The 25,321-nt window shown below is 46.3% G+C and carries 20 protein-coding genes; 10 read left to right on the top strand and 10 right to left on the bottom strand.

The window, feature by feature from the left end; all coding sequences use genetic code 11:
• Window positions 1-106: 106 nt before the first annotated feature.
• On the bottom strand, window positions 107-1,462 hold the full coding sequence (locus HQ865_RS19790; protein WP_173416565.1) for a TlpA family protein disulfide reductase: 1,356 nt from the start codon (window positions 1,460-1,462) through the stop codon (window positions 107-109).
• Window positions 1,463-1,738: 276 nt separating this feature from the next.
• On the opposite strand from HQ865_RS19790, the gene HQ865_RS19785 reads away from it, so the two are divergent.
• On the top strand, window positions 1,739-2,107 hold the full coding sequence (locus HQ865_RS19785) for a TM2 domain-containing protein (RefSeq protein WP_173416564.1): 369 nt from the start codon (window positions 1,739-1,741) through the stop codon (window positions 2,105-2,107).
• A 169-nt stretch (window positions 2,108-2,276) separates the two neighbouring features.
• Window positions 2,277-3,179, top strand: a complete 903-nt coding sequence (locus HQ865_RS19780; protein WP_173416563.1) for a peptidyl-alpha-hydroxyglycine alpha-amidating lyase family protein — start codon at window positions 2,277-2,279, stop codon at window positions 3,177-3,179.
• A 378-nt stretch (window positions 3,180-3,557) separates the two neighbouring features.
• On the opposite strand, the gene HQ865_RS19775 is transcribed toward HQ865_RS19780, so the two are convergent.
• Window positions 3,558-4,856, bottom strand: a complete 1,299-nt coding sequence (locus tag HQ865_RS19775) for an MFS transporter (RefSeq protein WP_173416562.1) — start codon at window positions 4,854-4,856, stop codon at window positions 3,558-3,560.
• Window positions 4,857-5,231: 375 nt separating this feature from the next.
• Entirely contained in the window at window positions 5,232-5,669 is a 438-nt protein-coding gene (locus HQ865_RS19770; protein WP_173416561.1) for a MarR family winged helix-turn-helix transcriptional regulator, read from the bottom strand.
• A gap of 274 nt (window positions 5,670-5,943) precedes the next feature.
• Here HQ865_RS19770 and HQ865_RS19765 point away from each other — a divergent pair, with 274 nt between their 5' ends.
• From HQ865_RS19765 to HQ865_RS19755, 3 genes are all read left to right on the top strand, one after another.
• Window positions 5,944-7,041 (top strand): Nif3-like dinuclear metal center hexameric protein, encoded by a 1,098-nt coding sequence (locus HQ865_RS19765; protein ID WP_173416560.1) that lies wholly within the window; start codon window positions 5,944-5,946, stop codon window positions 7,039-7,041.
• Window positions 7,041-7,784 carry a zinc ribbon domain-containing protein gene (locus tag HQ865_RS19760; protein WP_173416559.1) on the top strand — a complete coding sequence of 248 codons (744 nt, stop codon included), beginning with the start codon at window positions 7,041-7,043 and terminating at the stop codon, window positions 7,782-7,784. The genes HQ865_RS19765 and HQ865_RS19760 overlap by 1 nt, the downstream gene beginning before the upstream one ends.
• 160 nt (window positions 7,785-7,944) lie before the next feature.
• Complete coding sequence (locus HQ865_RS19755; protein WP_173416558.1) at window positions 7,945-8,337, top strand: hypothetical protein; 393 nt, start codon at window positions 7,945-7,947, stop codon at window positions 8,335-8,337.
• Window positions 8,338-8,517: 180 nt separating this feature from the next.
• Here HQ865_RS19755 and HQ865_RS19750 read toward each other — a convergent pair whose 3' ends face one another.
• Window positions 8,518-11,412, bottom strand: a complete 2,895-nt coding sequence (locus tag HQ865_RS19750) for a DEAD/DEAH box helicase (protein WP_173416557.1) — start codon at window positions 11,410-11,412, stop codon at window positions 8,518-8,520.
• A 404-nt stretch (window positions 11,413-11,816) separates the two neighbouring features.
• On the opposite strand from HQ865_RS19750, the gene HQ865_RS19745 reads away from it, so the two are divergent.
• Window positions 11,817-12,224 (top strand): DUF4199 domain-containing protein, encoded by a 408-nt coding sequence (locus HQ865_RS19745; RefSeq protein WP_173416556.1) that lies wholly within the window; start codon window positions 11,817-11,819, stop codon window positions 12,222-12,224.
• A 75-nt stretch (window positions 12,225-12,299) separates the two neighbouring features.
• On the opposite strand, the gene HQ865_RS19740 is transcribed toward HQ865_RS19745, so the two are convergent.
• From HQ865_RS19740 to HQ865_RS19730, 3 genes are all read right to left on the bottom strand, one after another.
• Window positions 12,300-12,680: a VOC family protein gene (locus HQ865_RS19740; protein WP_173416555.1), complete on the bottom strand. Its 381-nt coding sequence runs from the start codon at window positions 12,678-12,680 to the stop codon at window positions 12,300-12,302.
• Between the two features lie 329 nt (window positions 12,681-13,009).
• On the bottom strand, window positions 13,010-14,341 hold the full coding sequence (locus HQ865_RS19735) for an amidohydrolase family protein (protein WP_173416554.1): 1,332 nt from the start codon (window positions 14,339-14,341) through the stop codon (window positions 13,010-13,012).
• 21 nt (window positions 14,342-14,362) lie between these two features.
• Window positions 14,363-17,554 (bottom strand): amidohydrolase family protein, encoded by a 3,192-nt coding sequence (locus HQ865_RS19730; protein WP_173416553.1) that lies wholly within the window; start codon window positions 17,552-17,554, stop codon window positions 14,363-14,365.
• A gap of 655 nt (window positions 17,555-18,209) precedes the next feature.
• Between HQ865_RS19730 and HQ865_RS19725 the strand changes: the two genes are divergently transcribed.
• Window positions 18,210-21,215, top strand: coding sequence for a KAP family P-loop NTPase fold protein (locus HQ865_RS19725; RefSeq protein ID WP_173416552.1), 3,006 nt, complete (start codon window positions 18,210-18,212; stop codon window positions 21,213-21,215).
• Between the two features lie 370 nt (window positions 21,216-21,585).
• Here the strand turns inward: HQ865_RS19725 and HQ865_RS19720 are convergent, their stop codons facing one another.
• Both HQ865_RS19720 and HQ865_RS19715 read right to left on the bottom strand, forming a co-directional pair.
• Window positions 21,586-22,365, bottom strand: coding sequence for a hypothetical protein (locus HQ865_RS19720; protein WP_173416551.1), 780 nt, complete (start codon window positions 22,363-22,365; stop codon window positions 21,586-21,588).
• A 180-nt stretch (window positions 22,366-22,545) separates the two neighbouring features.
• Entirely contained in the window at window positions 22,546-23,565 is a 1,020-nt protein-coding gene (locus HQ865_RS19715) for an LLM class flavin-dependent oxidoreductase (protein ID WP_173416550.1), read from the bottom strand.
• Window positions 23,566-23,699: 134 nt separating this feature from the next.
• Between HQ865_RS19715 and HQ865_RS19710 the strand changes: the two genes are divergently transcribed.
• Genes HQ865_RS19710 through HQ865_RS19700 form a run of 3 tightly spaced genes read left to right on the top strand, consistent with a single transcriptional unit; the run spans window position 23,700 to window position 24,610 of the window.
• A complete protein-coding gene (locus HQ865_RS19710; RefSeq protein WP_173416549.1) occupies window positions 23,700-23,942 on the top strand; it encodes a hypothetical protein in 243 nt (80 codons plus the stop codon).
• Entirely contained in the window at window positions 23,932-24,225 is a 294-nt protein-coding gene (locus tag HQ865_RS26145) for a type II toxin-antitoxin system RelE/ParE family toxin (RefSeq protein WP_173416548.1), read from the top strand. Before HQ865_RS19710 ends, HQ865_RS26145 begins: the two co-directional genes overlap by 11 nt.
• 4 nt (window positions 24,226-24,229) lie before the next feature.
• Window positions 24,230-24,610 carry a VOC family protein gene (locus HQ865_RS19700; protein WP_173416547.1) on the top strand — a complete coding sequence of 127 codons (381 nt, stop codon included), beginning with the start codon at window positions 24,230-24,232 and terminating at the stop codon, window positions 24,608-24,610.
• A 51-nt stretch (window positions 24,611-24,661) separates the two neighbouring features.
• Here HQ865_RS19700 and HQ865_RS19695 read toward each other — a convergent pair whose 3' ends face one another.
• Window positions 24,662-25,219 carry a cysteine hydrolase family protein gene (locus HQ865_RS19695; protein ID WP_173416546.1) on the bottom strand — a complete coding sequence of 186 codons (558 nt, stop codon included), beginning with the start codon at window positions 25,217-25,219 and terminating at the stop codon, window positions 24,662-24,664.
• Window positions 25,220-25,321 lie beyond the last annotated feature (102 nt).

The following is a 25,321-nucleotide window of genomic DNA, read 5'->3' as shown; positions in this document are numbered from 1 at the left end:
GCCCGTCATGCTTAATCTTTGCAAATGAGATCCCGAAACAAGTTCGGCATGACGCTTTTGTTCGACCTATCATGTGCAGTTCGAAGGAAAGCGCCGCCAGGGCGATCTATTTCACCACACCTGCCAGCATATCATCCAGCAACTTACCGGTTTGCTTGGCCGATGGCAGGTTGCCCTTCATGGCGGTTATCTTAAAATCCTTGTTGATCACGATGGTGCGTGGGATATCAATTACCGAGTAATCATTCAAACTGCTGCGGTCGGTAATGCATTGTACACCGTCGGCGTTCATACTTTTAAGTTTCTCTTTCCAGGCGGCGCGATTATCGTCGATAGATAGTGATACAAAAACCAGGTCTTTATTGTCTTTGTATTTCTCTTTCAGTTTTTCAAGGTAAGGCAGTTCGGCAATGCAGGGGCCGCACCAGGTGGCCCAAATGTCTACGAAAATGATCTTGCCCTGCATATCGCTCAGCTTTATCTTTTTGCCGTCGGCGGTCATGGCGGTAAAATCAATCGCTTTATCGCCGTTGCCAAATTTTATCAGGTTGCTATAGGTATCCTGCACAGCCGAGCGATAAACCGGACTGGCGATAGCATCAACCTGGGCTTTTTTGGCGATCACTTCTGCCTTGCTACCCATATGCTGGATCTGGTAAGCTACTTCCGATGCCTTTAGCCAATCCTTTATCTGTGCAGCCGCGGCCGAATTATCGTTTTTATCCATCACATCCTCAACCACGCTGGCGTAAACTTCCAGTTTCAGGTAATCGGGGTTGATGAAGCCTTTGCCGTATTGCGCCATCATCGGCTCTGTTTGTTTTTTAAATGCAGCCTGGAATGCCGGGACAGAATCGCGGTTCATTTTGCGCATCATGGGATAATAAACAGCCATGCTGCCAATGCTGTTCACTATATCGGCTTTGATACGGGCCTGTTCGTATTCCCTGAATTTGGGTGAGATATTCTGCACTTTAGCCAGCTCCTGCTCACGTGCGCGACCGATAGCCAAAATGGTATCGATGGTTAACTGCGTGGTTTTTTTAATACGGCTCCCCGCGTTAAGGAACGAGCCGCCATGCGGGAAGGGTGTGCCTCTTAAATAATTATTGGCTTCGGCGCCCGGGCCGGTGATCACCGCTTTTTCGGGCGCGTTATAATCCAGCGCTACCTTCAGGTTATCGCCGGGCGAAAGGTACAGGATGTTGCGGCCAATCCTAAAATAATTGGGCTTATCCAGCTTAAAGGATACCGTAAAATTCCCCGCGCTATCCGGAATAAAAGTGCGGGCATCATTAGGCAGTACCAGGCTTTTCATTTCAGACATATCGGCCACCTGCATTTTATTATTAATGTGGATGATGCTGCCGGTAATGGTTACCGTGCCGGGAGGCGGAGCCAGTGTAAAATGAATAGCCGTAGCGGCGGCAATAAGCAGCAACAGTATGCCTTTAATTTTCATGATGATGGAATTTGATGAGTGAAGATAGGGAAAAGTATAGATAAAACGTCATGCCGGACTTGTTTCTGTACCTTATATGCAATGCCTGCCGGCGACTAATCAGGTGCCGAAACAAGTTCGGCATGACAAATGGGTTACCCGCCATTTAACCGCTAAAAACACCCCATTTGCCGACATGTAGCCAGTGTTTGCCAATATTGTGTAGGTGATTTTTTAATACTACCTTAGTTTTACATCGTAAATAAATCACAAGCAACCACCAAAACAATCAATAAAATGGAAAATTTCAATAATGCCTACATGATGCTTCCCGGTATTACCCACGAAGAGTTAGGCTATTTGCAGCAAGCAACTGCCGGTTTAGATGAAAATCAGCAAAAGTATTTCTACAACATCTATTCGGGCAAGCGCAAAAGCCCGCAGGATATCCTGCTGTTTACCCTGCTTGGCTTTGTAGTAGTAGCCGGTGTGCAACGCTTTGTGTTAGGGCAGGTAGGTATGGGGCTGTTATACCTTTTCACCGGCGGGTTCTGCCTTATCGGTACCATTGTAGACCTGGTGAACCATAAAGACCTTGCCCTTGAGTACAACAAGAAAATGGCCTTCGAAAGCATGCAGATGGTTAAAATGGGCATGGGCTATTAATACCTCATCATCATTCATTTGTAAACACCGCAGGTTTTAGTACCGCCTGCGGTTTTCTTATTTTTATAGCATGTATTTTAAAGCTGTAGTGTGTTTGCTTGCCTGTTCATGTTTACTGTCTTCGTGCAAGCGGCCCAGGCCTTTGTTTAACAAAGCGCCCTACCAACAAGTGAAAAACTGGCCCGCTTTGCCTGATACCCTGCACTTGGGCAACCCGGCCGGTATTGGGGTTGATACATCGCAAAACATATTTGTATTTAGGCGCGGCAGCCGCGTTTGGCCGCTGATCGGCGCTAAGCCAACTACGCCCATCGCGCAGAAAACGGTTTTATTGCTTGATAATAAGACGGGGAAGCTTATCAGTAGTTGGGGCGATCACTTATTCGTAATGCCGCATGGATTGACTGTCGATAGCGCCGATAACGTTTGGCTTACTGATGTTGGCCTGCACCAGGTGTTTAAATTTACGCATGATGGTAAACTGCTGATGCGGCTGGGTGTGGCAGGTATACCCGGCAATGATGCCCGCCACTTCGATCAGCCAACCGATGTAGCCGTAGCGCCCGATGGTTCTTTTTATGTAAGCGATGGATACGGAAATAGCCGGGTGGTGAAATTTTCGAGTGCTGGAAAATACTTACTGCAATGGGGTACTAAAGGTAGCAGCAATGGGCAGTTCAACATTCCGCACGGTATCACCCTTGACGGGGCCGGAAATGTTTACGTGGCCGACCGGGAGAATAACCGAATCGAGGTTTTTGGCCCTAATGGCAAATTCCTGAAGCAAATTGCGAATAAGGGCTTCGGCAGGATATGCGGAATAACCTATAGCCGGGTTGCCAGGCAATTGATATTTGTTGATGACCCGACATCGTGGCTTAGTCTAAAGCATCATGGTTCGTCGGTAATCCTGTGCGATACCGTAGCCCGGGTGTTTGCATCAATTGGCCCGGACGGGCGGCAGCCTGTTACCTGGTATCATGATGTGGCGATTGACCGAAAGGGGAATATCTTTACCGCTGATATATTGAATAACAAGGTGGGTAAGTTTAGGTGGGCGGGAACGAGGTAATACTTTAGCTTAGCGCTGCCGCGAAGGAAGGAACTGTTGAATGATGAGCTAAACCTCTCCGTGGAGATTATTGTATAGTACGTTTTTAAAGCTGAAAAACTCCTATCTCGCGGGACAAGTTATCGGTTTCAAGAAAAAATGAACAAAAACCCTCGTTTTTTGAACAAAAAATGAACACACAACATCTTGATTTCCAGCTTTATATAGGTGTTTGTTCAGAAAATCATTTGTTCACTACTACCCCGGTTTTTGAGGGTGCTGACAAGTTTTCGCCACCATTTATAATGGATATTATCGGTACTTTCCCTTGGGTTTTGCATTAAAGCGAAGCATAATTACTGGCTTCAGCCGCAGACTGAAGCCAGTACATAAAAACCCCTAAACACTCTGGGGCACCCCCCGCCCTACCGATGGTACGGTAGTATGCCCATCCACCTGTTGTTGCTCCAGCGTTTGCTGCCCCCTTTTCTGCACTTTCTGCTTTTTCAAAAAGCGCCAGTGTAATAGGCCGATCAGCAGGGCAAAGCAGCCCTCGGCCAGGATGGTGTTCTGCACACCTATCCATTGCGAAAGACTACCGATGATCAAGCCGCCCAGCGGCTGCATCCCAAAGAATGCCATGGCGTAAAAACTGATCACCCGGCCGCGCATTTCGGGCGCAACGGAGGTTTGGATAAGCGTATTGCTGATGGTGATCTGCGACATCATCCCGAAGCCACCGATGGTGGCAAACACCAGTGCCAGCGGATAATTGGTCTCGTGAGCGAACAGCACTAAGCCCGCACCAAAGATTAAGGTGTTAATGGCGAGTATTTTTTTCAGATCGCGCCCCGGCTTTAACGAAGCGAGGAAGATGGCGCCCGAAAACGCGCCCAGGCCGATCACGCTGTCTATCACCCCAAAGGTTGAGGCTGTGCCCTTAAAAATATCCTTGGCATAAACCGGGATCAGCGTGCTGTAGGGCAATACAAATAAGCTGATGGCCGCCAGCATAAGCATTACAAACGATATAGATGGCGTAGCCTTCAGATAATCGAAGCCCTCCTTTAACTCGCCGAATACATTTTTAGGGTGCGGCCTGGCCTCGTATTTGGGTAACCGCATCATCATCAGCGAACCGATAACCGCCACAAAGCTTACCGCGTTCAGCCCAAAGCAAACATCATCACCCAGTTTCTCGATGATCAGCCCCGCGATGCCCGGGCCGATCAATCTCGACAAATTAACCATGGATGAGTTAAGCGCCAGGGCATTCGGCAGATCTGCCTTATCGTCCACCATTTCATAAACCAGCGATTGGCGGGCCGGCACATCAAAGGCGTTAATGATACCCAGTATCACACTTAAAATAATGATCTCCCAAACATTATAATGCCGGGTAAATACAAGCACGGTCAATATAACGGCTTGCAACATTGATGCTACCTGCGTGGCTACCAGTAAACGGAAACGGTTATACCTGTCGGCCGCTACGCCGCCTAAAAACGAGAACAAAAACGATGGGAACATACTGGCAAATAAGGTCATCCCCAGCATAAATTTAGAATGCGTCAGTTCGTACACCACCCAGCTTACGGCGGTCTTCTGCATCCAGGTACCGATCAGCGAAACCGACTGACCGAAAAAATATAAGCGGTAGTTGTAGCTTTTAAAAGCTTTAAAAGTATTGATATTCATATCTCTCACTCTCCCGGCCCTCTCCACAAGAGAGGGCATTTTCAATTATGTTCGCCCCTTTAAACAGGGTGTCATGCTGAGTAGTATAATCCCGGCGGCCTCCAATGGTTTTTATGACATGCCGATGAAAGCCCCCTCTAAATCTCCCCCAAAGGGGGAGACTTTGGAACCCTCTCCTCTGGAGAGGGCAGGGTGAGGCTTCAGCGGAAAAACAAGCATGTCATGCTGAACTTGTTTCAGTACCCCATCACACAGGTCCGGTATATCAAGCTTCACCTTGCAAGTGGGATGCCGAAACAAGTTCGGCATGACGTATTGCTTTTTGGTGGACGATTATTTGCAAACCTGTAATAGAATGCGCAGACCCATCCGCCTTTACGCCTCATCCACCAGTTTGCCAAGCAGCACCAGCGCCTGTTGCAGTAACTCTTGCTCTTCTGGTGTGCAAACTTGGTTTAGCGCTTTGTTCAGCCACTCCTCACGTTCGTTCCGCACCCGGTTCAGGGTTTCCACACCCAGTGGCGATAAGGATATCAGCACCTTGCGCTTATCTGTTTCAGACGCGGTGCGGATGATCAGTCCCAGCTCCAGCAAATGGTTCAGCACCTGCGACATAGATTGCGTAGTGATATGCTCCATCGCGGCCAACTCGGTAGGCATTAATTGTTGGTACTGATCGAGCAGGGCGATGGTCGATCGCTCCGTTAACGAGAGCTTTTCGCCCGTAGCCGACTGCTTGCGCAGTTTTTTGGTTAACCGGGTAGTGATATTACGCAGGTTGCTGGCCAGTTGACGGGTGGTTTGATCGTTCATTTTTTAATTAAGTAAACTTGTTAGTTTACCTTACAAATATAAAGATTGTTTTGTTTAGGGAAAGTCATAATGTGTGGGGTTTAGTGGTAATTTAACCACAAAGGGCGCTAAGAATCGGTGTAATGGCAAACACAAAGAGCACTAAGGCTTTGTGATCTTTTATATAAAGATGATCAGTGCTATCAAATTATGCCTTTGTGTCCTTTGTGGTTCTCCCTTAGTGTCCTTTGTGGTTAAATTGCCACCATAACAAATATATTTTACCTTTAGATTTATGAAACTATCCGAACTAACCAATTACCTGGAAAGCCTGGCCCCGTTGGCTTACCAGGAGGATTACGATAACTCGGGACTGATCGTCGGTCGCCCGGATATGGAGGTGCAGCAGGCGCTGGTATCGCTGGATTGTACCGAAGCCGTGGTTGATGAAGCCATTGCCCACCACTGCCAGGTAATTATTTCGCACCACCCCATTGTTTTTAAGGGATTGAAGAAGTTTAACGGGAAGACTTATGTAGAACGGGTAGTGGAAAAAGCCATCAAACATAACATTGCCATTTATGCCATCCATACCAATTTGGATCATATCAAGGCCGGTGTTAACGCCCGCATTTGCGAGGTGCTGGGCCTGAAGAATTGTCATATCCTTGCGCCAAAAGGTGGCCTGCTGAAAAAGCTGGTGACCTTTGTGCCGCATGCCCAGGCCGGGCAGGTAAGGGGGGCGCTGTTTAAAGCCGGCGCGGGCCACATTGGTAATTATAGCGATTGTAGCTTCAATGGGCAGGGTAACGGCACATTTAAGGGTAACGAGCATACCGACCCTTACGTTGGCCAGCCCGGCGAACGCCATACCGAGCCCGAGACCCGCATAGAGACCATTTACCCTGCCAATTTGGAAAGTAAAATACTGATGGCACTGTTTTTGGCACATCCGTACGAGGAGGTAGCATATGACTTATACCCGGTCACCAACCAGCACCAGGAAGTAGGCGCAGGCATGATAGGCGAAGTTGAACATGCAACGGACGAGCGCGGTTTTTTACAGCATGTAAAATGGAAGATGAACGCCAGCGTGATCCGGCATACCGCGTTTACCGGAAAACCCGTGAAAAAAGTAGCGGTTTGTGGTGGGGCGGGTGGCTTTTTACTGAAGCAGGCCATCGCCGCCGGGGCCGATGTTTTTATCACAGCCGACTACAAATACCACGAGTTTTTTGATGCCGAGGGAAAGCTGCTGATTGCCGATGTGGGACATTTTGAAAGTGAGCAATTTACGCAAGATTTATTGTGTGAAATAATTCAAAAAAAATTCACTAACTTTGCCGTCCGTTTAACTGAAATTAATACGAACCCAGTAAAATACTATATTTAATGGAACAAACCGTTGAACAAAAGCTTAAGGCTTTATACGAGTTACAAACTATCCACTCAAAAATAGACAAGATCCGCCAGGTGCGTGGTGAGCTGCCAATGGAAGTTGCCGACCTTGAAGATGATGTGGCCGGTTTAGAAACCCGTATCCAAAAAATAAAATACGAGTTGGACGATCTGGAAGACGAGATCGTTACGCGCAAAAACACCATCCGCGACGCGCAAACCAATATCAAAAAATACGAGACCCAGCTAAACGAAGTTAAAAACAACCGCGAATACGAAGCTATCTCTAAAGAGATTGAGATACAAGGCTTAGATATACAGGTGAGCGAGAAAAAAATCCGCGAGTTTGGCTTCGAGATCACCAGCAAAAACCAGGTTTATGAAAAAGCCCTGGCCGACCTGGAAGAGCGCAAAAAAGACCTTGATATTAAAAAAGAGGAATTAGGCACCATTACCGCCGAAACTCAAAAGGAAGAAGAAGAGTTATTGGGGCAGGTTGATACCGCTAAGGCTAACATTGAAGACCGCCTGTTATTTGCTTACGAGCGCCTGCGCTCTAACGCTAAAAACGGTTTAGCTGTAGTAACCATCCGTCGTGATTCTTGCTCGGGTTGCTTTAACCAGATCCCGCCCCAGCGTCAGTCTGATATCCGTCAGCGCAAAAAGATCATCGTTTGCGAGCACTGCGGCCGTATCCTGGTTGATGAGCAGATGGCCATGGAGGTTGAGGAAGCTTAAGTTTAGAAAGCTTAGTGATTGGTTGATTAGAGATGAGTTGACCATACTTGCAATAAAAAGAGCGGTGCTTTTTAACAGCACCGCTCTTTTTTTATGTGTTCCGGGGGTTGTAGCGTTTTCCTTTTTATTGGCGTAATACTTATAATCAATATCTTTAAATATGTATTTACGCTTATTTATCACAACGTTGCTATTTATAGCATTATCGGCACCGGCCTGCAAAAAAGGAGGCAGCAACACTACAGGGCAATTTACCGGCAAGGTAGTAGTAATGGCCTGCGGAACAATTGTTGTTGATATTGCGGGTGCCACCGGCACAGGCGGCGGAGCTACCTGGGTTTCGGGCAGTACTACTTACAATAATGCGATCAGGGTAGATAATTATTGCTACGTGGTGCAGAAGGGCATACAGCAGGGCGATACCATTAGTTTTAATACCTCGAAAGATAATATTAGCCCGGGCAAATCGTGCGCGACACCCTTATGCACTTTTCTCGGTCCCGGTCCATCTAATGCTACTTTTATAACTGATGTGCAAAAAGTATCGCCCTGATCAAAGAATGGCATATTGCCCATTTGTCATCTCGACGAACCGGGGCTGTGCTGTGCGCGGGAGTGAGGAGGGATCTTAAACACGCAACCTGTCCCATGTACAAGATCTCTCTTCGCCCTACGACCCATTCCCAACCCCTGCTTATCGAGATGACAATTTGTAACACGGTGGCAACTCCACCTATGCCAATATATCCCTGATATCTTCGGCCGTAAGCGTCTTGATAAAACTTTCTTCGGTGGTGATGAGCGCACGGGCAACGCTTAGTTTGCGCTGCTGCAGGGCCAGGATCTTTTCCTCTACCGTATCCTTGGTGATGAACTTATAGATAAACACATTTTTGGTTTGCCCAATGCGGTGCGTACGGTCTATAGCCTGCTGCTCTACCGCCGGGTTCCACCATGGGTCAAGGATGAAAACATAATCCGCCTCGGTAAGGTTAAGGCCCACGCCACCTGCCTTTATGCTGATGAGGAATACCTTCGTCTTTTCATCCTCCTGGAAACGCTTTACTATTTCGCCACGGTTTTGGGTGCTGCCATCAAGATAGGTATAAGCGATCTTCTCCTCGTCGAAATAGCGGCGGTAGATCTGCAACTGCTTTACAAATTGCGAGAAGATGAGCACCTTATGGCCGCCATCCAGCACGTTGGTAAGGGTGTGGGTAACGTTCTCAAATTTGCCGCTGTCGCCTTCGTATTCCTCATCAATCATACTGGGGTGATTGGCTATTTGCCTTAGCTTGATCAGCCCCTGCAATACCTGCATTTGTGTTTGAGCGAAGGTGCCATCCTCCAGGCTTTTCAGTAATTCGTTACGATATTCTGATTTTACCTTTTCGTATACCGACGCCTGTTCGTCGCTCATCTGGCAGTAGAACAGGTGTTCGGTCTTTGGCGGCAATTCGGTAGCTACCTGCTCCTTGGTACGGCGCAGTACAAAAGGTTTGATGATGGCTTGCAACTTGCGCGCCTTTTCCTCGTCCTTTTTCTTCTCTATCGGCGTTACAAATTCGTTAAGGAAAAACTGCTGACTGCCCAGCAGGCCCGGGTTAATGAACGACATTTGCGTCCACAGGTCGTTCACCGAATTTTCTACCGGCGTGCCGCTCAATATCAGCTTAAAGCGCGATTTTAACTGCTTAACCGCCTGGTACGATTTGCTGGATGGGTTCTTAATATTCTGGCTTTCGTCAAGGATCACGTAATCAAAAAAGAAAGCTTTGAACATTTCGATATCAATGCGGCTGATGCCATAGGTGGTTACCACCACATCGTAATTGCCAAAAACTTCGGGCGTTTTATAGCGGAACGCACCGGTGTGCACCATCATCTTTAACTGCGGGGTGAACTTTTTGGCCTCGTTCATCCAGTTATAGATGAGCGATGTGGGCATGATCAGCAACGAGGTGGTTTTTCCGCCCGCTGCTTCCGTATCTTCTTTATTTTTTTGCAGCAGGGCAAGTGTTTGTATGGTTTTACCCAAACCCATATCATCGGCCAGGCAGCCGCCAAAATGGTATTCCTTTAAAAAATGGAACCAGTTATAACCCGCCTGCTGGTATGGCCGCAAGCTTCCCGAAAAGTTAACGGGCATGGGCACATTGCTCACCTCTTCAAAATCGTTCAGTTTTTGCAGCTTGCGGTTCATGGTTACGCCGGCCATTTCGCCCTCGGCCAACTCGGTAATAAGGCCAAGGTGATGCTTACGCAGCTTCAAATCCTGCGTGCCTTCGGTAAAATGCAGCAGGTTGCCATATTGCGAGAACCATTTTTCGGGGATCACTGCAATCTCGCCCGATGGCAGTACAAACTCCTTTTTATGATTAAGGATATGGTTGCGCAATTCCATAAACGGAATTTTATACGGCCCGAAATGCACTACCGCGTAAATATCAAACCAGTCGTTACGCTCGGTAATCTCAAGGTCTATTTTGCTGCTGCCAAACAGGTAGCGCTTTTGCCCGTCGGGCTGGTCTATCTCGTAGCCACTGCTTTGCAACTGGTCGTGGTGTTGGTTCAGCCATTCAAAAACCGAGAATGACTGATCGGCATCTGCATCAGTATTATCAACCTCTAAGTTTTGAAATAGTGATGATACCGTTTTCAGGCCCAGGCTTTCCAGTTCATGCAGCTTACCTTTTTCCCAGGCTACCGAACGTTTAATACGGTGGAAGATATACTCATCGCCATTCTTATCCATCCGCACCGATACATGCCGGCCATCGCCATAAGGAAAAATATAACCGGCATACCTAAAGCAAAGGTGTATTTGCGATGTGCCGCCCGGCACGTAGATGGGTTTCAGGATGGGTACCGCATCATACTTTTCGGTATTAATGGTAAAGCCTTCGGCATAAACCGAATGCTTCTCGATCAGCGGGGCCACAAAGCGCTCGAAGTACGATGCCTCCGACGCACGCGGAACGGCGATGTAGCGCTTGTTTAAAAACGGCACCAGCTTTTTGCCCTCTATCTCTTTATCAAAATAGTACAGGGTATCATCCAGCATCATCCAGGCGGGGTGATTGCAAATGATCTCAGCGTTCTTGAACATGAATTCGATGCGCAGGCCCTGGTATTTAATGGTGGGGAAGTAACGGATCTCCTCTGCATCGCGCCGGAAATGGAACAATACGGTGGCCGCTTCGGTAGCTATTTGCAGCTGTTTGCCGGCCGGGTAGCCCTCCTTGCTCATCTGGTAAATTTCCTTACCGGGTAGCAGGTTCAGCGCTTCGGCCATCTTCTTCTCCATTTTTGGGCGGATGGTATCGAACAACTGATCGTTAAATATCTTGCCGAAAAACTCGAACGGGCGCACCGGCTTTTTGTAGTATTTTTTAATGATGTTGCCCTGCTCCAGGTCTTCCAGTATCTTAATTAGTTTAAGATCGGTATCATCCAAAAACTGGATAAACTCCTTAGCCGTATTACTGAATAAACGCTGGTGGGTAAGAGAAAATTCGCCGTTGGGATTTAGCTGAACAATGTGAGGCTCAATCACGTACGACAGGTATTCGTGCCGGGCAACGGCATAAATAATTTGGCAAGGTTTGCTGCTGTCTACGCGTAACATGTGCTTCAGGTAAAAAATTATTAGAAGCTACATCAACAAAAAATTCAAACGTAAACAGAATTTATTTCAATAAAAAGCTTTTGGTGTTAAAAAATTGTTAACAATGCAGGTGTGGATATGTATGCATTAACAGCTTGTCATTTCGAACGAACCCCGGGAAGCCCGTGGGTTGGGGTGAGGAGAAATCTCCTATACGTGCAGCCAATCGCACGTATAAGATTTCTCACCCTTGCCCCGCCCTTGCCACACGCCAAGGGTTCGAAATGACAAATTGCAAAGAAGATACGCAACCTTTCTACCAAAAAACAGCGTATACATAAAAACAAACGGGCGCTTATCGCGCTTTATGATATACTGACCCAATGGTTAGTGCAGCAACCTAATTTTAACCAAACATTATAGCGATGAGAAATGCATTTATTACCGGCCTTGTGATAGGCATATTAAGCGGTTTATGGCTGTTCGCCATGCACTGGATGGGATATAATACTACCGGCGCGAACCAGATTGCGCCGTACGAATATTTATCGGTACTGATACCCTTTGTGGGCCTGTACTTTGGCGTGCGCGCTTATAAATATAACGAAATGGGCGGTGTCATCAGCTTTTTAGAGGGATTGATACAATGTTTTAAAACACTGGTAGTTGGCGGCGTGGTGGCCGTCTTCGGCGCTATACTTTACCTCAATTATGTGGCCGCGGGCGATAACTTTGTCGACTTTTCGGGCCGCATGTTTGGCGCCCTGCTGGTGGGTATACTGGAATCGCTGGCGGTAGCGCTGATATTGATGAATAAATCGAAAGCTATTTGAGGTAGCGCAGCTCCTATACAAAACAGCCGGGCCATTTATTAAGGCCCGGCTGTTTTTTTATATGTTTTACAGAAACTACTCTGCGGCAGGTTCAAATAACTCCAGTTTGTTACCCTCCGGATCGAGGATGTGCACAAATTTGCCGTAATCGTAAGTGGCAATTTCGTCTAAAACGGTTACCCCGGCGGTTTTCAGTTCTTCTACCAGCACTTCAATGTTCTCTACCCGGTAGTTGATCATGAAATCCCTTGTAGATGGCTCGAAGTAATTGGTCTCCTGTTTAAAAGGACTCCAAAGGGTGTATTCTTCCTTATCGGGGTTATCTATATCGCGGGTTTTAAACATGGTGCCATAATCGGTAACGGGGAAGCCCAGGTTTTTGGCATACCATTCTTTCATTTGCTTAGGGTCGGCGCATTTAAAAAATATGCCGCCAATGCCGGTAACTTTTTTCATTGTGGTGGGGTGTTTTGTTTATGCTAAAAGTACAAATAATTAATAGCGGATGTAGCCGGTGATTAAACACCTTGTCATTTCGACGAACACGTGGAGGGTAGTGTGTTGGTGTGAGGAGAAATCTTATACGATATGTTTGTCGCACGTATAAGATTTCTCACCCTTGCCTCACTATTTCCCTCCCGCCAAGGGTTCGAAATGACAATCTCTTTTTTAGTGTGAAGCTTGGAGTGCACATGGCTGCAGAAAGCGAATGGCCCATCAACCATCTCAAACAAAAAAAGCGCCCGTTTCCAGGGCGCTTTTCAAAAAATCACAAATAATTAATCTTATAGTTTCGGCTCTAAACCGTATTTGCCTGCAAACTTGCGGTAAAGCTGTTTATGCAGGTTATCAAGGTTAATGTCGCGGCCCTGTATAAAGGCTTTCTGTACGTCAAGGGTGATCATATCCAATGCATCGCCGCCTGAAATGAACAGGTTGGCATCCTTGCCGGTCTCTAACGAGCCGGTGGTTTTGTCAATACCCAGGATCTTGGCGTTGTTCAGGGTGATCATTGATAAGGCCTGCTCTTTGCTTAAGCCATAGCTTACGGCCTGGCCAGCCTCAAACGGCAGGTTACGCTGGCGCCAAAAGGCAATACCGGTTAAGCCATACATCACACCGGCATCCTGCAACAGGTGCGGCAATTTGTATGGCAGGTAAACATCGTCCTCGTCGCGCTCGGGTACGGTTTGGGTTTCGCGGATGATTACCGGAACATTGTTGTCTTTTAAAACATCGGCCACCAGGTACGATTGTTTGCCGCCAACAATTACCAGTTGCAGTTTAAACTCTTTGGCAAAGTTTACCGCCTGAACGATCTCTTTAGCGCCGTCGGCGTTTACGAATAGTTTTTTGCTGCCGTCGAACAAACCTTTCATAGCCGCGAAGCGGATATTGGTTACCTCGGGCTTAGCTATCTCGGCATAAGCTTTGGCCTGGTTAAACAGGTTGGTAATGGCATCTAAAGCGCGTTGTGCACGCTCGGCAGGGGTTTCCTGCGGACCGGCTGTTGGGGCAGCGCCACGGCGGCCACCGCCAAAACCACCACGCCTGCCGCCGCTGCTTGGCCAGGTCATGTGGATGGCGATATCCTTTTTATAGGCCGCGTCTTCCCAGTTCCAGGCATCCAGTTGCACAACCGACGATTCGCCGCTGATCTGCCCACCGGTTGGGGTTGGCTGTGCCAGCAGGATACCGTTTGAACGTACGGTTGGGATAACTTTAGAATCGGTGTTGAACGCTACCAGCGAGCGCACGTGCGGGTTCAGGTCGCCGGTTTCCGATTCGTCTACGGTACCGCGGGCACCTTCTTCAATTTCTACCAAGCCCAAGGTAGTTACCGGGCAAATAAAGCCGGGGTAAACCTGTTTGCCTTTAGCGTCGATAACATCGGCGCCCGAGATTGATGGGGCCGAGCCTTCGCCAATGGCGGTAATTTTTCCTTTATCAAAGGCAATGTAGCCGCTGCTGATCACCTTGCCGTTACCCACGTGGATGGTGGCGCCGGTGATAACAATGGGCTTGCCTTGCGGTTTTGCAGGCGATATGGTGGCCTGCGCGTAAGTGAGGGCTGTGCCAAGCAATAATCCCCCTAAACTTAATATGGTTCTTTTCATGATGATCATTTCAAATAAGGATTATTTGTTTTGGTTACGTTGTGCCGCGTGCTGTGCCGCGCGCTCCTTAGCGTCCTGCACGTAAGCATCGTCGGCTACCACAAACTGGTCTTCCTCTAAAGTTTCGCACTCGTAACGTGGGCGACGGCCGGCATTACCTGCACCACGTGCTTGTGTAGCAGCGCCACCGCTTTTAGCTTCGATCATTTTTTGGATCAGGCGGCCGCTTTCGGCTTTCATGGCTTTTTGGTTCTCGGCATCTTTAGAAAGATCCCAGTATGGGATACCATCAACATAAGTTTTTTCGCAAACGGCATAGATAGATAGCGGATCGCTTGACCATACAACCACGTCGGCATCCTTACCTACTTTTAAGCTACCTACTTTATTGTCGATATGCAGCATTTTGGCAGGGTTAAGGGTAACCAGCTTCAGCGCATCCTCTTCACTCATTTTACCGTAGGTTACGGCTTTACCGGCTTCCTGGTTCAGGCGGCGGGCCATCTCCTCATCATCCGAGTTGAATCCTGTTACCAAACCAACCTCGTGCATTAGCTTACCGTTGTATGGGATGGCTTCGGCCACCTCGTTTTTGTAAGCCCACCAGTCGCTAAAGGTAGAACCGGCAATACCGTGCGCTTTCATTTTATCGGCCACTTTGTAACCCTCTAAAATGTGGGTAAAGGTATTGATATGGAAGCCCATCGAATCTGAAACATGCATCAGCATGTTGATTTCCGACTGCACATAAGAGTGGCAGGTGATGAAGCGCTTGTTGTTCAGGATCTCGCCGATAGCATCCAGCTCCAGGTCGCGGCGTACATTTGCGCCTTTAACGGCTTTAGCAGCCAGGTATTCTTTGGCGCGGGTAAACTCATCGATATAAACCTCCTCTACACCCATACGTGTTTGCGGGAAGCGCGGGTTGGTATTGATACCATTGTTGTTACTGCCCTTAACGTTTTCACCTAAGGCAAATTTGATAAAGCCGTCGGCGCCCTCGAACATCATTTCTGATGGCAGTACACCCCAGCGGTGTTTCATCAACTGGGTTTGGCCGCCGATTGGGTTTGCCGAACCATGCAGGATGTGCGAAGTGGTAACACCACCAGCCAGCTGGCGGTAGATATTGATATCTTCTGAATCTAATACGTCCTGGATCCGCACTTCGGCAGAAACAGCCTGGGCGCCCTCGTTAATACCGCCTGTTGCGGCAATATGCGAGTGTTCGTCGATAATACCGGCAGTAATGTGCTTATTGGTAGCGTCAACCACTTTAGCGCCTGCAGGGGCAGTAAGGTTTTTGCCGATGGCTTTGATCTTGCCGTTCTCGATCAGTACGTCGGTATTCTTCAGGATCCCTTCTTTTTCGTTGGTCCAAACAGTACCGTTTTTAAACAGGGTAGTTTCGGCCTTTGGAACTTCGGCGTTACCATAAGCTACAAACGGATAAATTACCGGGCCTACTTTGGTATCGGTTTTAGCCGCGTCGGCCGCACCGCCAGCACCAGGCGCGCCACCCGGGCGACCACCACCGGCAAAACCGCCACCACCAAATCCACCACGACCGCCGGCACCACCAGCAGGGGCAGCACCGGTATAAGTAGCAGTCCAGTTGCTGCTGGTACCATCAGGCATAATAGCGGTACCTTTCAATACCACAGGATTTAGCGAAGAAATATAACCCGACATGCGGATAGTTCCGCTGGGCTTGCTGCGGAAATCGAAATAAAGGCTAACGATATCGCCGGCACGGGTAAATGTACCTGTAGCACGGGCGCTGTCGGCACCGGCACGGTCGATAGTAGCATTATAGCTGGTACCAGTACCTGCAATGGTTAAGGTAGTGCTGGCAAAACCATCGCCGGCTACCGAATATTTACCATGGATATCGGCCGAAGCATCAATTTTGCTCACCACAAACTGGCGGCCTTCCACCCAGTTTTCGTAGATCACGTTGTCAGCCTTAAACAGGTTGGCCGATGTGATAATAAAGTTGGCCAGTTTACCTTTGGCCAGTGTCCCTACCCTATCGCCGATACCCAGCATTTCGGCAGGGACGGTAGTTAACGCGTTTAAAGCGGTTTTTTCGGTCAGGCCAAAATCCATCGCTTTGCGCAGGTTGCCCCAAAAATCGCGGGCGCTTGAGGCACCGAACGACGTAATGGCAAATTTAATACCGGCCTTTTCCATAGCGGCAGGATTGGTTGGTGCTAACTCCCAATCTTTCAATTGCTCGAAGCTGATGCTGCGGGCATCGATAGGGTCTTCAATATCATAAGGTGAAGGGAAAGTAAGCGGGATGATGAAGGTGCTGTTCAGGGCCTTCATGGCATCGATGCGCTGGTATTCCTTACCCTCTGTTTTGTAGATGTATTGCTTACCGAACTCCTTGCCGATTTTAGCGGCACGTAACACGCTGGCCGGGTCGCTCACCTCAAAAATTTGCGGCAGGCTTTGGGTTTTGTTAAACTCGTCTAAAGAGATATTGTATTCTTCTTTTTGTGTTTTGTACCAGGTTGCATCATAATAGGTTTGACGCAGCAGGGCCACACTGCCCATCAGTGACGATGGATAGTTGGTGGCGGCAGTGCCTTTGCTAAACGAGTAGTGCGCGGCAGCATTATCATTCAGCATCACAAAGTTGTCGCGCTCGTCGCCCAGCGTAACGGCGGCCGAAGTACCGCGGGCAATACCATCGCGAATGATCGATTGCACGGCGCCGAAGCCGTAGCGTTTCAGGTCGCCGGCTTTGGTACCGTCGGCATGGAAAACGGCTTTAACGTTCATTTCGGGTTTAATGGCCTCGTTCCAGCCATAAGCGCCGGGTTTGCTGCTGGTCATTACCGATGTACGGATACCCGCGGCAAAGCCACCGGCACCGCCTGCGCCAAATTGCGCGCGTGCAGCCTCGGGGGTACCGTAGGTGGTATAAGCATCAACCAGTGATGGATAGATGAATTTTCCTTTCAGATCGACCGTGATATAGCCTTTGGGAACGGCCACGCCGGCGCCAACCGCTTCAATCACTCTGTCTTTCACCAGCAGGGTACCGCCGGTTATGGTTTGGTCGGCGCTCACCACAATAGTGGCGTTGGTGAACGCGTATTGCCCGGGGCGGATATCCCATGCGCCGTTAACCGGGTAGGTTTGCTGCGCACGCGATAACTGCACCACTAACAAGGCAAAACAAAAAAGTAATAGTTTCTTCATTTTGTTAAGGGTTTTTTGTACTAAATTATTGAAAATAGCGTTGCACGGGCTGCCCGCCGCCTATTGTCGTAGATTTGTTACACGACAAAACGTCCCTGCAGCAAACAAAATGGGGTTTGGTTGCACTGTCGGTAAGGGAACAGGATGGGGTTGAGGGTAGTGGCTGGGGGTGGTAGCATGGCAAGGAGATGGTTTTAGGCATATCGGCCTATGAATTATAGTTCCCTCCCCTAGAGGGGTGCGGTTGTCATCCTGAGCTTGTCGAAGGAGCGATAGCAGGAAAGGGTTTAAGCCAGAATTGTCTGAACAAGGATTAAACCGATTAATAAAATTATCACGATTACAAAAATTCTGTAATCTGCTGAATCCGTTAAATCCCGGTTCAGGCATTATGGCGTTGCCTGCGGCCGGGCTGTACGCTCATACGCCTGCAGGCCTTAGGCTCGGGGCCGGTATCCGCTGCCATCCCTAACGCGAGATGTGGTGGAAAGTACGCAAGACAATCATATCCTATGTTAAAGAGGGGATTTGCTCTTTATTAAATTTGTTTAAAGAGATATTGAGTTAAATATCATTAAATACATACTTTATAGTTTGTTAGCTTTGTAGAAGTCTATCAAATTAATAGCAGTACAATTTACCTAACCTATCCGGAATGAAAAGAAATTTTATAGTCGACCAAGAAATACAATTACTTAAAAGCACTGATTTTTTAAATACAAAAGTATACGCAGATACTTTAAGTAAAATGATTATAAATACCCCTAAAGGTAGCCCGTTTACTATTGGCCTTTTTGGCGAGTGGGGAAGTGGAAAGTCTTCCATAATAAAAACAACTAAAGAGAGCTTGGAAGGAAGCCAAACCTTCAAAACCAAATTTGCACTATTCGATGCTTGGAAATATTCCGAAGACGCTTTTCGAAGAAGTTTTATAATTTCTCTTTCAAAGGAGTTAAATGTAGAACTTAATAAAAGAGAGTATAACCTGTACGCCAATCACGTACAACAAATAGAAGAATTTAAGATAACGATACCTAGATGGCTTAAGGTAATAGGTGTAACCATTCCAATTATTTTAATAGTTTGTTATATCGCAGTACCATGGGTCAAGGCTAACGTATTATCATTGGTCTCATTATTAACTTTATATATATTTAGTTCTGCAGTATTTCTTTCTCTAAAGAAAATAATCGATAAAGATCTATTAACAAAAGCTCTAAGTTTTGTCCAATCGTTAATACATACAAAATATAATGAAGAGCGCCCCTTGATGTTTTCTCCAGAACAATTTTCAAGAGCGTTCGACTATATTGTTGAAAAGAGCACCACCGATATAGATAAACTTGTTATTGTTATTGACAATATAGATCGATGCGAAAAGCACTATGCGACCGAACTCCTTAGTACAATTAAGGGCTTCCTTGAAAGTAACGGAAAAGTATTGTTCATTTTACCGGTAGATGAAACTTCACTTAAGAGGCATTTACGTGAAGCTTTCAAAGCAGACGACCGTGAAGCGGATGAGTTTTTAAGGAAGTTTTTCAATACAACACTAAAAATAAAACCATATCAGACAGCAGAAATCTATGTATTTGCAAAAGAAGTAAACAAAAAATTCGCACTAAATTTTTCCGATTATACATTGGATTTAGTATCAAAGGAATATGCTTCAAATCCTCGGAGAATTATCCAAATGTTTAACAATTTGTCAGCGGAACTAGAATGTTACCCCGATGATACCTTTACGAAACAATATGAAACTTTAATCTGCAAACTTCTAATTGCAAGAGAGGAATTTCCGAGATATTATACTTTATTATCTAAAAATCCATATTTGATAAATATGGACGAAGGAATTTTTAATAACCTACACCCAGGTATATGGAATAAAAGTTTAGGGAATTTCCTTAGAAAAACGAGTGTGATTTCCGAAACAGTAGATATTAAAATCATTAGCCAAATTCTATCCAACTCTATTGTTTTTAATGCATTACCAAGCGAGATAGAAGGCTACATTAATAATCTTGAAATAGACGAAATAAATAAATTTATTAATGGGGATACCGAAAAACTTTCAATCGTAACTGATTATCTAATTCAACAATTAGATACTTATAAGGAGAGGAATTTAATAGGTAACGTGTTCATAAATAGCTTAGATATATTAATGTTTCTTGAGAGTGAGAAGTTATTAAGCAGAACTATTAATATGCGTATTGAAGAGATTATCAAGTCATCTTTAAATGAAATTTTTGAACTCAAGAAAGATTTAAGCGATATTTTAACATACGCTGTTAACATTCAAGAACAAGGGCGTTCATATATAACGGGGAATTTTTTATTAATGTTAGATGGCAAATTTGAAATAGAGAAGCCATTGCAAAAGTGGTTGGATGCACTTGAGTCCGCGATAAAAATATATCAGGATGAAAAGACATTAATGAGATTAGCCGATAACTTTAAGAAAGCTTATGAAATTTCGCCTGGGTATTTAGATAGAAATTGGTCATCTGAAAAAATCGCATCATTAGTCAACGATAATTTATATGAATTTATAATACAAAATTTAACAACGCTAAGTAATGAGGATACCTATTTTAGCGATCTCAAATTCATATTAGAACACCATCAGCCATCGGAAAAAATTACAAAGTCGGCTCTAAATCAAGTAAACCAGCTTTATCCTGATTTTACCAATAAAGATGTACCGGAAATTACAACAGTTATTGAAAATATTAATAGCCTTCTTTCGGTCTTAAATACTGATCTATCTTCATCTAATGAACTGCGGTCAATTTCAAATCTTATCAGTTCGAGTAGAGCTATACATAATCCTACTTATCCCAATCATCGGCAATATGATACAATGCATAATTATGTTTCTGAAACAATATCGGCTCAAAGCGATATAGACCTTTTGTTAAGATTTTATTTTAACATATATAGGCTTTCATTGGGGCAAATTGATATTCTCCCTTTTTTAAACCAAGTGGTTGCTGTTATGATATATCAAGAGCAACTTAATAATAAGCTAATTGAGCTAATTAACTCAAAGCATGATATAAAGCCTTTATTTGGTGTAATTATTAAAGATTCTAGCTACACCGACAATAGTTTTAAACTTCTAGAAGCGGTATTTACAGAGACGGCGAATAGTGTGACAGATGAACAAAAAGATGGAAAACTTATTGAGATCTTAAATTTAATTGAAAATAATGATGGTCATAAAGAAGCAATGATTAATTTTTTAGAAACTATTAGTTCTAATGATAAAACAAAGGACAGTTTATCCGCGCTTATTTCAGCAAAAAACAAAGCGAGTATACTTAAACTTAGTAAAAAGTTGCAATCATTGGCAATAGATAAGGTTTTGGATGGTGAAAGAATTTTTGACTTTTCAAATAATATTGATTTCCTAAAAGTGATAGCTGAAACGGGTTCTAAAAGTCACATAGCCAAGCTAGTGAAGGATATAATCTCTAAACTACAGCATAAGGATCAGCATTCCAATGCTATATCTATAATTAGAGAGATTAAGAACATTTCCAAAACAGAATCAAACCGTATAATACATGAATTGGAAAATCAGTCTATTGAAAGTATTAGCAAAGAGGAAATTAATGAGATTATAAACAACTTGAAAGCCATAGCAAAGGCTTAATATGCCTATCTCCAGCGGCCCACAAGCGGACGTATGCGGTAGCGATAAGGAAACTGTAATCCCAAGGCCGTTCCGGCCAAGCCCTGTTAAAAGCGCAGGCCTGTCAAAAAAGCGGGCCAGCGTTGGCGGGAATGTCATTGGCAACCGCCTCCGGCGATGTTTGCCAATGCAGGGCGGGCAGAAGCATTTTTTTGACTTGATTTTTTGGTTCCTTTTGTATCAAGACAAAAGGAACTTGGCCCCTGCGGCTAAGAGCAGACTGGCGTTAATTTTATGTACAGACCTGCCTGCGTAGAGATTGCTCCGTACCTCGCAATGACGTGGTGAATAGCTCCCGCACGCTCTCCGCTACCACAAATGCCCCCGTTTACTATTTCCTGGCCATAATATAAGTACCCGAAAAATAAGTTGGACTAAACATCTCTAATAAAGCCGCGTCGCTGGGCGGAGGAGGTGCTGAGCCACCACCTAAGTTTATCCCGGCAACAAGTTGTCTGTTCCCTGCTCCGGCCGGCACCTTTGCCCCGGGTAGCCGCACTTCATAAGCAATGGCATCTATATTGATATTTTGCCCTAAAGCGGCAAGGGGGACTTTTAACTCGCAGGTAAGCGCCTTGTGTTCGTTAAATAAACCCGCTACCCTTATTCCCAAATTGTTGTTAAACGATAGTATGGTATCAATAAGCGAGCCTGGCTTTTTCAGAAAGATCCCTAATGAGGCAACACTGAATTTACTGTTTACAAAATCTTTATCGTATTTATTATCGTCTATCTCCTTTATATTCCTGATCATATCCGTACCCATGGAGCGGCCAACCGTAGGGTAGGTAATAACTATCGGATCGGATTTGCTGCTTTTTTCCTTCACCGAGAAGGAAATGCCGCCGGCAAACACTTTTTCAATAGTGAAGATATCAGGTGTATAAATGGTAAGATAAAGACTGGTATTATCGTTAGACAAGGTGTAGTATAATTGCGTTACCTTATTGTACGCCTGGAACTTATCGTTCCATTCCGTGTTTTTCCCGTCAATTTTAATATCCGACGGCGCATAAACGCTCTTTTGTTGCACACCGGGTAATTTCTGGGCATCAACCTGCAGACAGGCTCCTAAAAGTAAAACGGCTAATACGGTTTGGGTTGTGTTCATGTGTCAGATTTGGGTTAGTGGTTGCGGGGCTTTTATTCTTCGCAAAAAGAAATCCCTCGCCTTAGGAACGGACAATGTACCCTAAAAGTATAACAAGGTGATTGCCATCTGCTAAAATAGTTTGGCGAGTTCGCTTTGCTACAACCACGGAGACGTTGGCGACAGCAATAAGGATCGACCCTATAAACGAGGTTCAAGCCCGAATAAACCGGCCAGTAATTCGTAACTCTTCAGCCGGTCGTTAAAATCCTCGCAGATGGTTACGGCCATTATTTCGTCTGTATCGTAGCTTTCGGCCAATTGGCTTAGGCGTGTCTTCACCATTTCGGGGTTGCCGGCTACTACGCGCTGGCGGTTATAACGCAGGCGGTCCTGCTCGGCATCGGTGTAAACGGCATCCTTAACATCGGCATAGCTTAAGGGTGTGATCACGCCTTTTTCAAACTGCAGGAAGCGGGCATCCATCACAGCCTTGTGCTGCGCCACCTTCTCCGGGTCTTCGGAGCAGAATACAAAGATGGCCATGTTCACCTCGGGCTGCGCCAGGTCCTGCGAGGGCTGGAACCTTTCGCGGTAGATCTTCACGGCCTGCGGACCGCCCACCGGGTTAATAAAATGCGCGTACGAAAAACCCATGCCAAAGTGCGCGGCAAACAGGCCACTTTGCCCGCTGCTGCTCAGCAGCCATTGTGCAGGCACAGTATCCACCTGCGGGATGGCGCGGATCTTCTGCTGAATGGTGCCGGGATCGGCGGTATCGTGCAGGTAATGTTGCAGGTCCATCAGTTGCTCAATAAAATCCTGCTCGCGGAATTGGTTACCTGGGTTCAGCATCGAGGCGGTAATGCGGTCGGTGCCCGGCGCGCGGCCCATGCCCAGATCTATGCGACCGGGAGCCAGGGCCTCCAGCATGCGGAAGTTCTCGGCCACTTTAAGCGCGCTGTGGTTGGGCAGCATAATGCCGCCCGAGCCGATACGCATGGTTTTTGTATGTGCGGCCAGGTGGGCCAGCAATACTTCGGGGGCTGAGCCAGCCAGGATGCCGGTATTATGGTGTTCGGCCACCCAGTAGCGGTGGTAGCCCAGTTGTTCGGTAAGCTTAGCCAGCCGGATAGTTTCGTTAACGGCCTGTACGGCGGTAGCGCCCTTGCGTACAGGCGATTGATCTAACACGCTGAGGCGGATGTTTTTTGTGCTCATATATTAGCTATATCAACACAAATGTAAACAGGTGGTTGTGGATGATTTGTCAGGAGATGGATTATGGCAGTGGGGTGATAAAGTGGAGCAACGGAACGGATTGTAATTGATATTATTAATAGTTAAATTTGTATATGACCATACAGGTGTTTACATATAACGAGCACGAAGAAAAAGCGCTTTTAGACTTTCTTAAAAACGGGCATTATAATTATAAATCAACTAACGTTAACGAATTAGCTGAACCTGATTTTTTAAGGCAGTATAATAAAGATTTAGACGAAGCGGAAGCGCAGATGGATGCAGGCGAGTATTTGACACACGATGAGGTGAAGAATTATCTCGCAAACAGAAGAAAACGCTCCGGTGAGGGTTAATTGGTCTAAGGCGGCGTTATCTCAGTTAGAAAAGGCGCTGGATTTTATATCGGGACAAGGATTTATTGACTATGCCATAGAAGTAGAGGATGGCATCGTATCAAGGATAGAAAATTTACCGGAGAACTATAATATATATCCTATCGATAAATATAAAAATGGCAATGACGGCAGTTTTCGTGCATTTGAATTTAATGAATACCGGGTATCATATCGAATAAAAAAATCTGAAATAAAGATATTACGCATCAGGCATACCAGCAGAAAACCGCTCAATTATTAACCCCATGTCCACCAAAGCACAACTTATAGGCATAGCCCCGCAACTGCGCGTACCCGATGTGGTTAAAACCGCCGAATACTATATCAATGTATTAGGCTTCCGCCTGATCGGTTACTTCCTCGATCCACCCGTATATGCCATGGTGGAGCGCGACGGCTTCCAGATCCACTTCGGCAAAATAAACGGCAATGCGGCCGTACACACCAACAAGGTACCCGGCAGCGAAGTAACCGACTTTGTGATCTGGGTGCCCGAAATAGAATTGTTTTACGCCGAGGTAAAAGCCGCCGGCGCCAACATCATACAGGATATCATCCACCGCAGCTATGGCCGCGAGTTTTTAATAAGCGATTGCGATGGGCATGTGATAATGGTGGGGGATTGAGGACAAAATGAATGTCATTGCTTCGTTCGTACCTCAATGACGAAGCTGGAGCTACCCCACCCACTCCTCCACACTCATCACCTGCGCCTGCCGCGGAAACACCTTAGTGTTCAGCACCCGGTGCACCTCCTCATCATGGTCGGCGCAGCCATCAGAAAGTACGGTTAGCTGGTAATCCTTATCGGCAGCTTCGCGTAAAGTGGATAACACCACGCCGCTGGTGGAAATGCCGGTAAGCACCAGATGGGTGATTTGCTGCGCGCGCAGGATCATATCCAGATCATTCCCCGGGAACGCGCTGTAGCGAAGCTTTTTGATGATGATGTCGCCATCCTGCGGGGCCAGATCGGGGTGCACCTGTGCGAAAGCTTCGGTATCCATCGGCGCGCCTTGCGCTTTAAACGATGCAAAAACCGTGTTGTTGCTGCTTACTTCGGGCATGCCCGGCCTGAATTTTAAGGTAACGTAAATAACGGGGACGCCGGCTTTGCGGGCATGAGCAATGGCTTTGGTTACATTGGCCAATACAGGCTTCGGATCGGCCAGGCGACTAACGATGCCTATCTGCATATCCATTACTAAGAGAGCGGTGTTTGGGGTATTTTTCATAGGTTACTTTATTTGATAGATCTCTGGATTTGGAGGCAATTTAACCACAAAGGCCACAAAGAAATAGCAAATTTGTCGGCACAAAGTTCACAAAGATTTTAT

This window comes from Mucilaginibacter mali (assembly GCF_013283875.1).
Lineage (GTDB): Bacteria > Bacteroidota > Bacteroidia > Sphingobacteriales > Sphingobacteriaceae > Mucilaginibacter > Mucilaginibacter mali.
The sequence above is the reverse complement of the archived record's forward strand: the minus strand, read 5'-3'. Positions and strand labels throughout refer to the sequence as shown.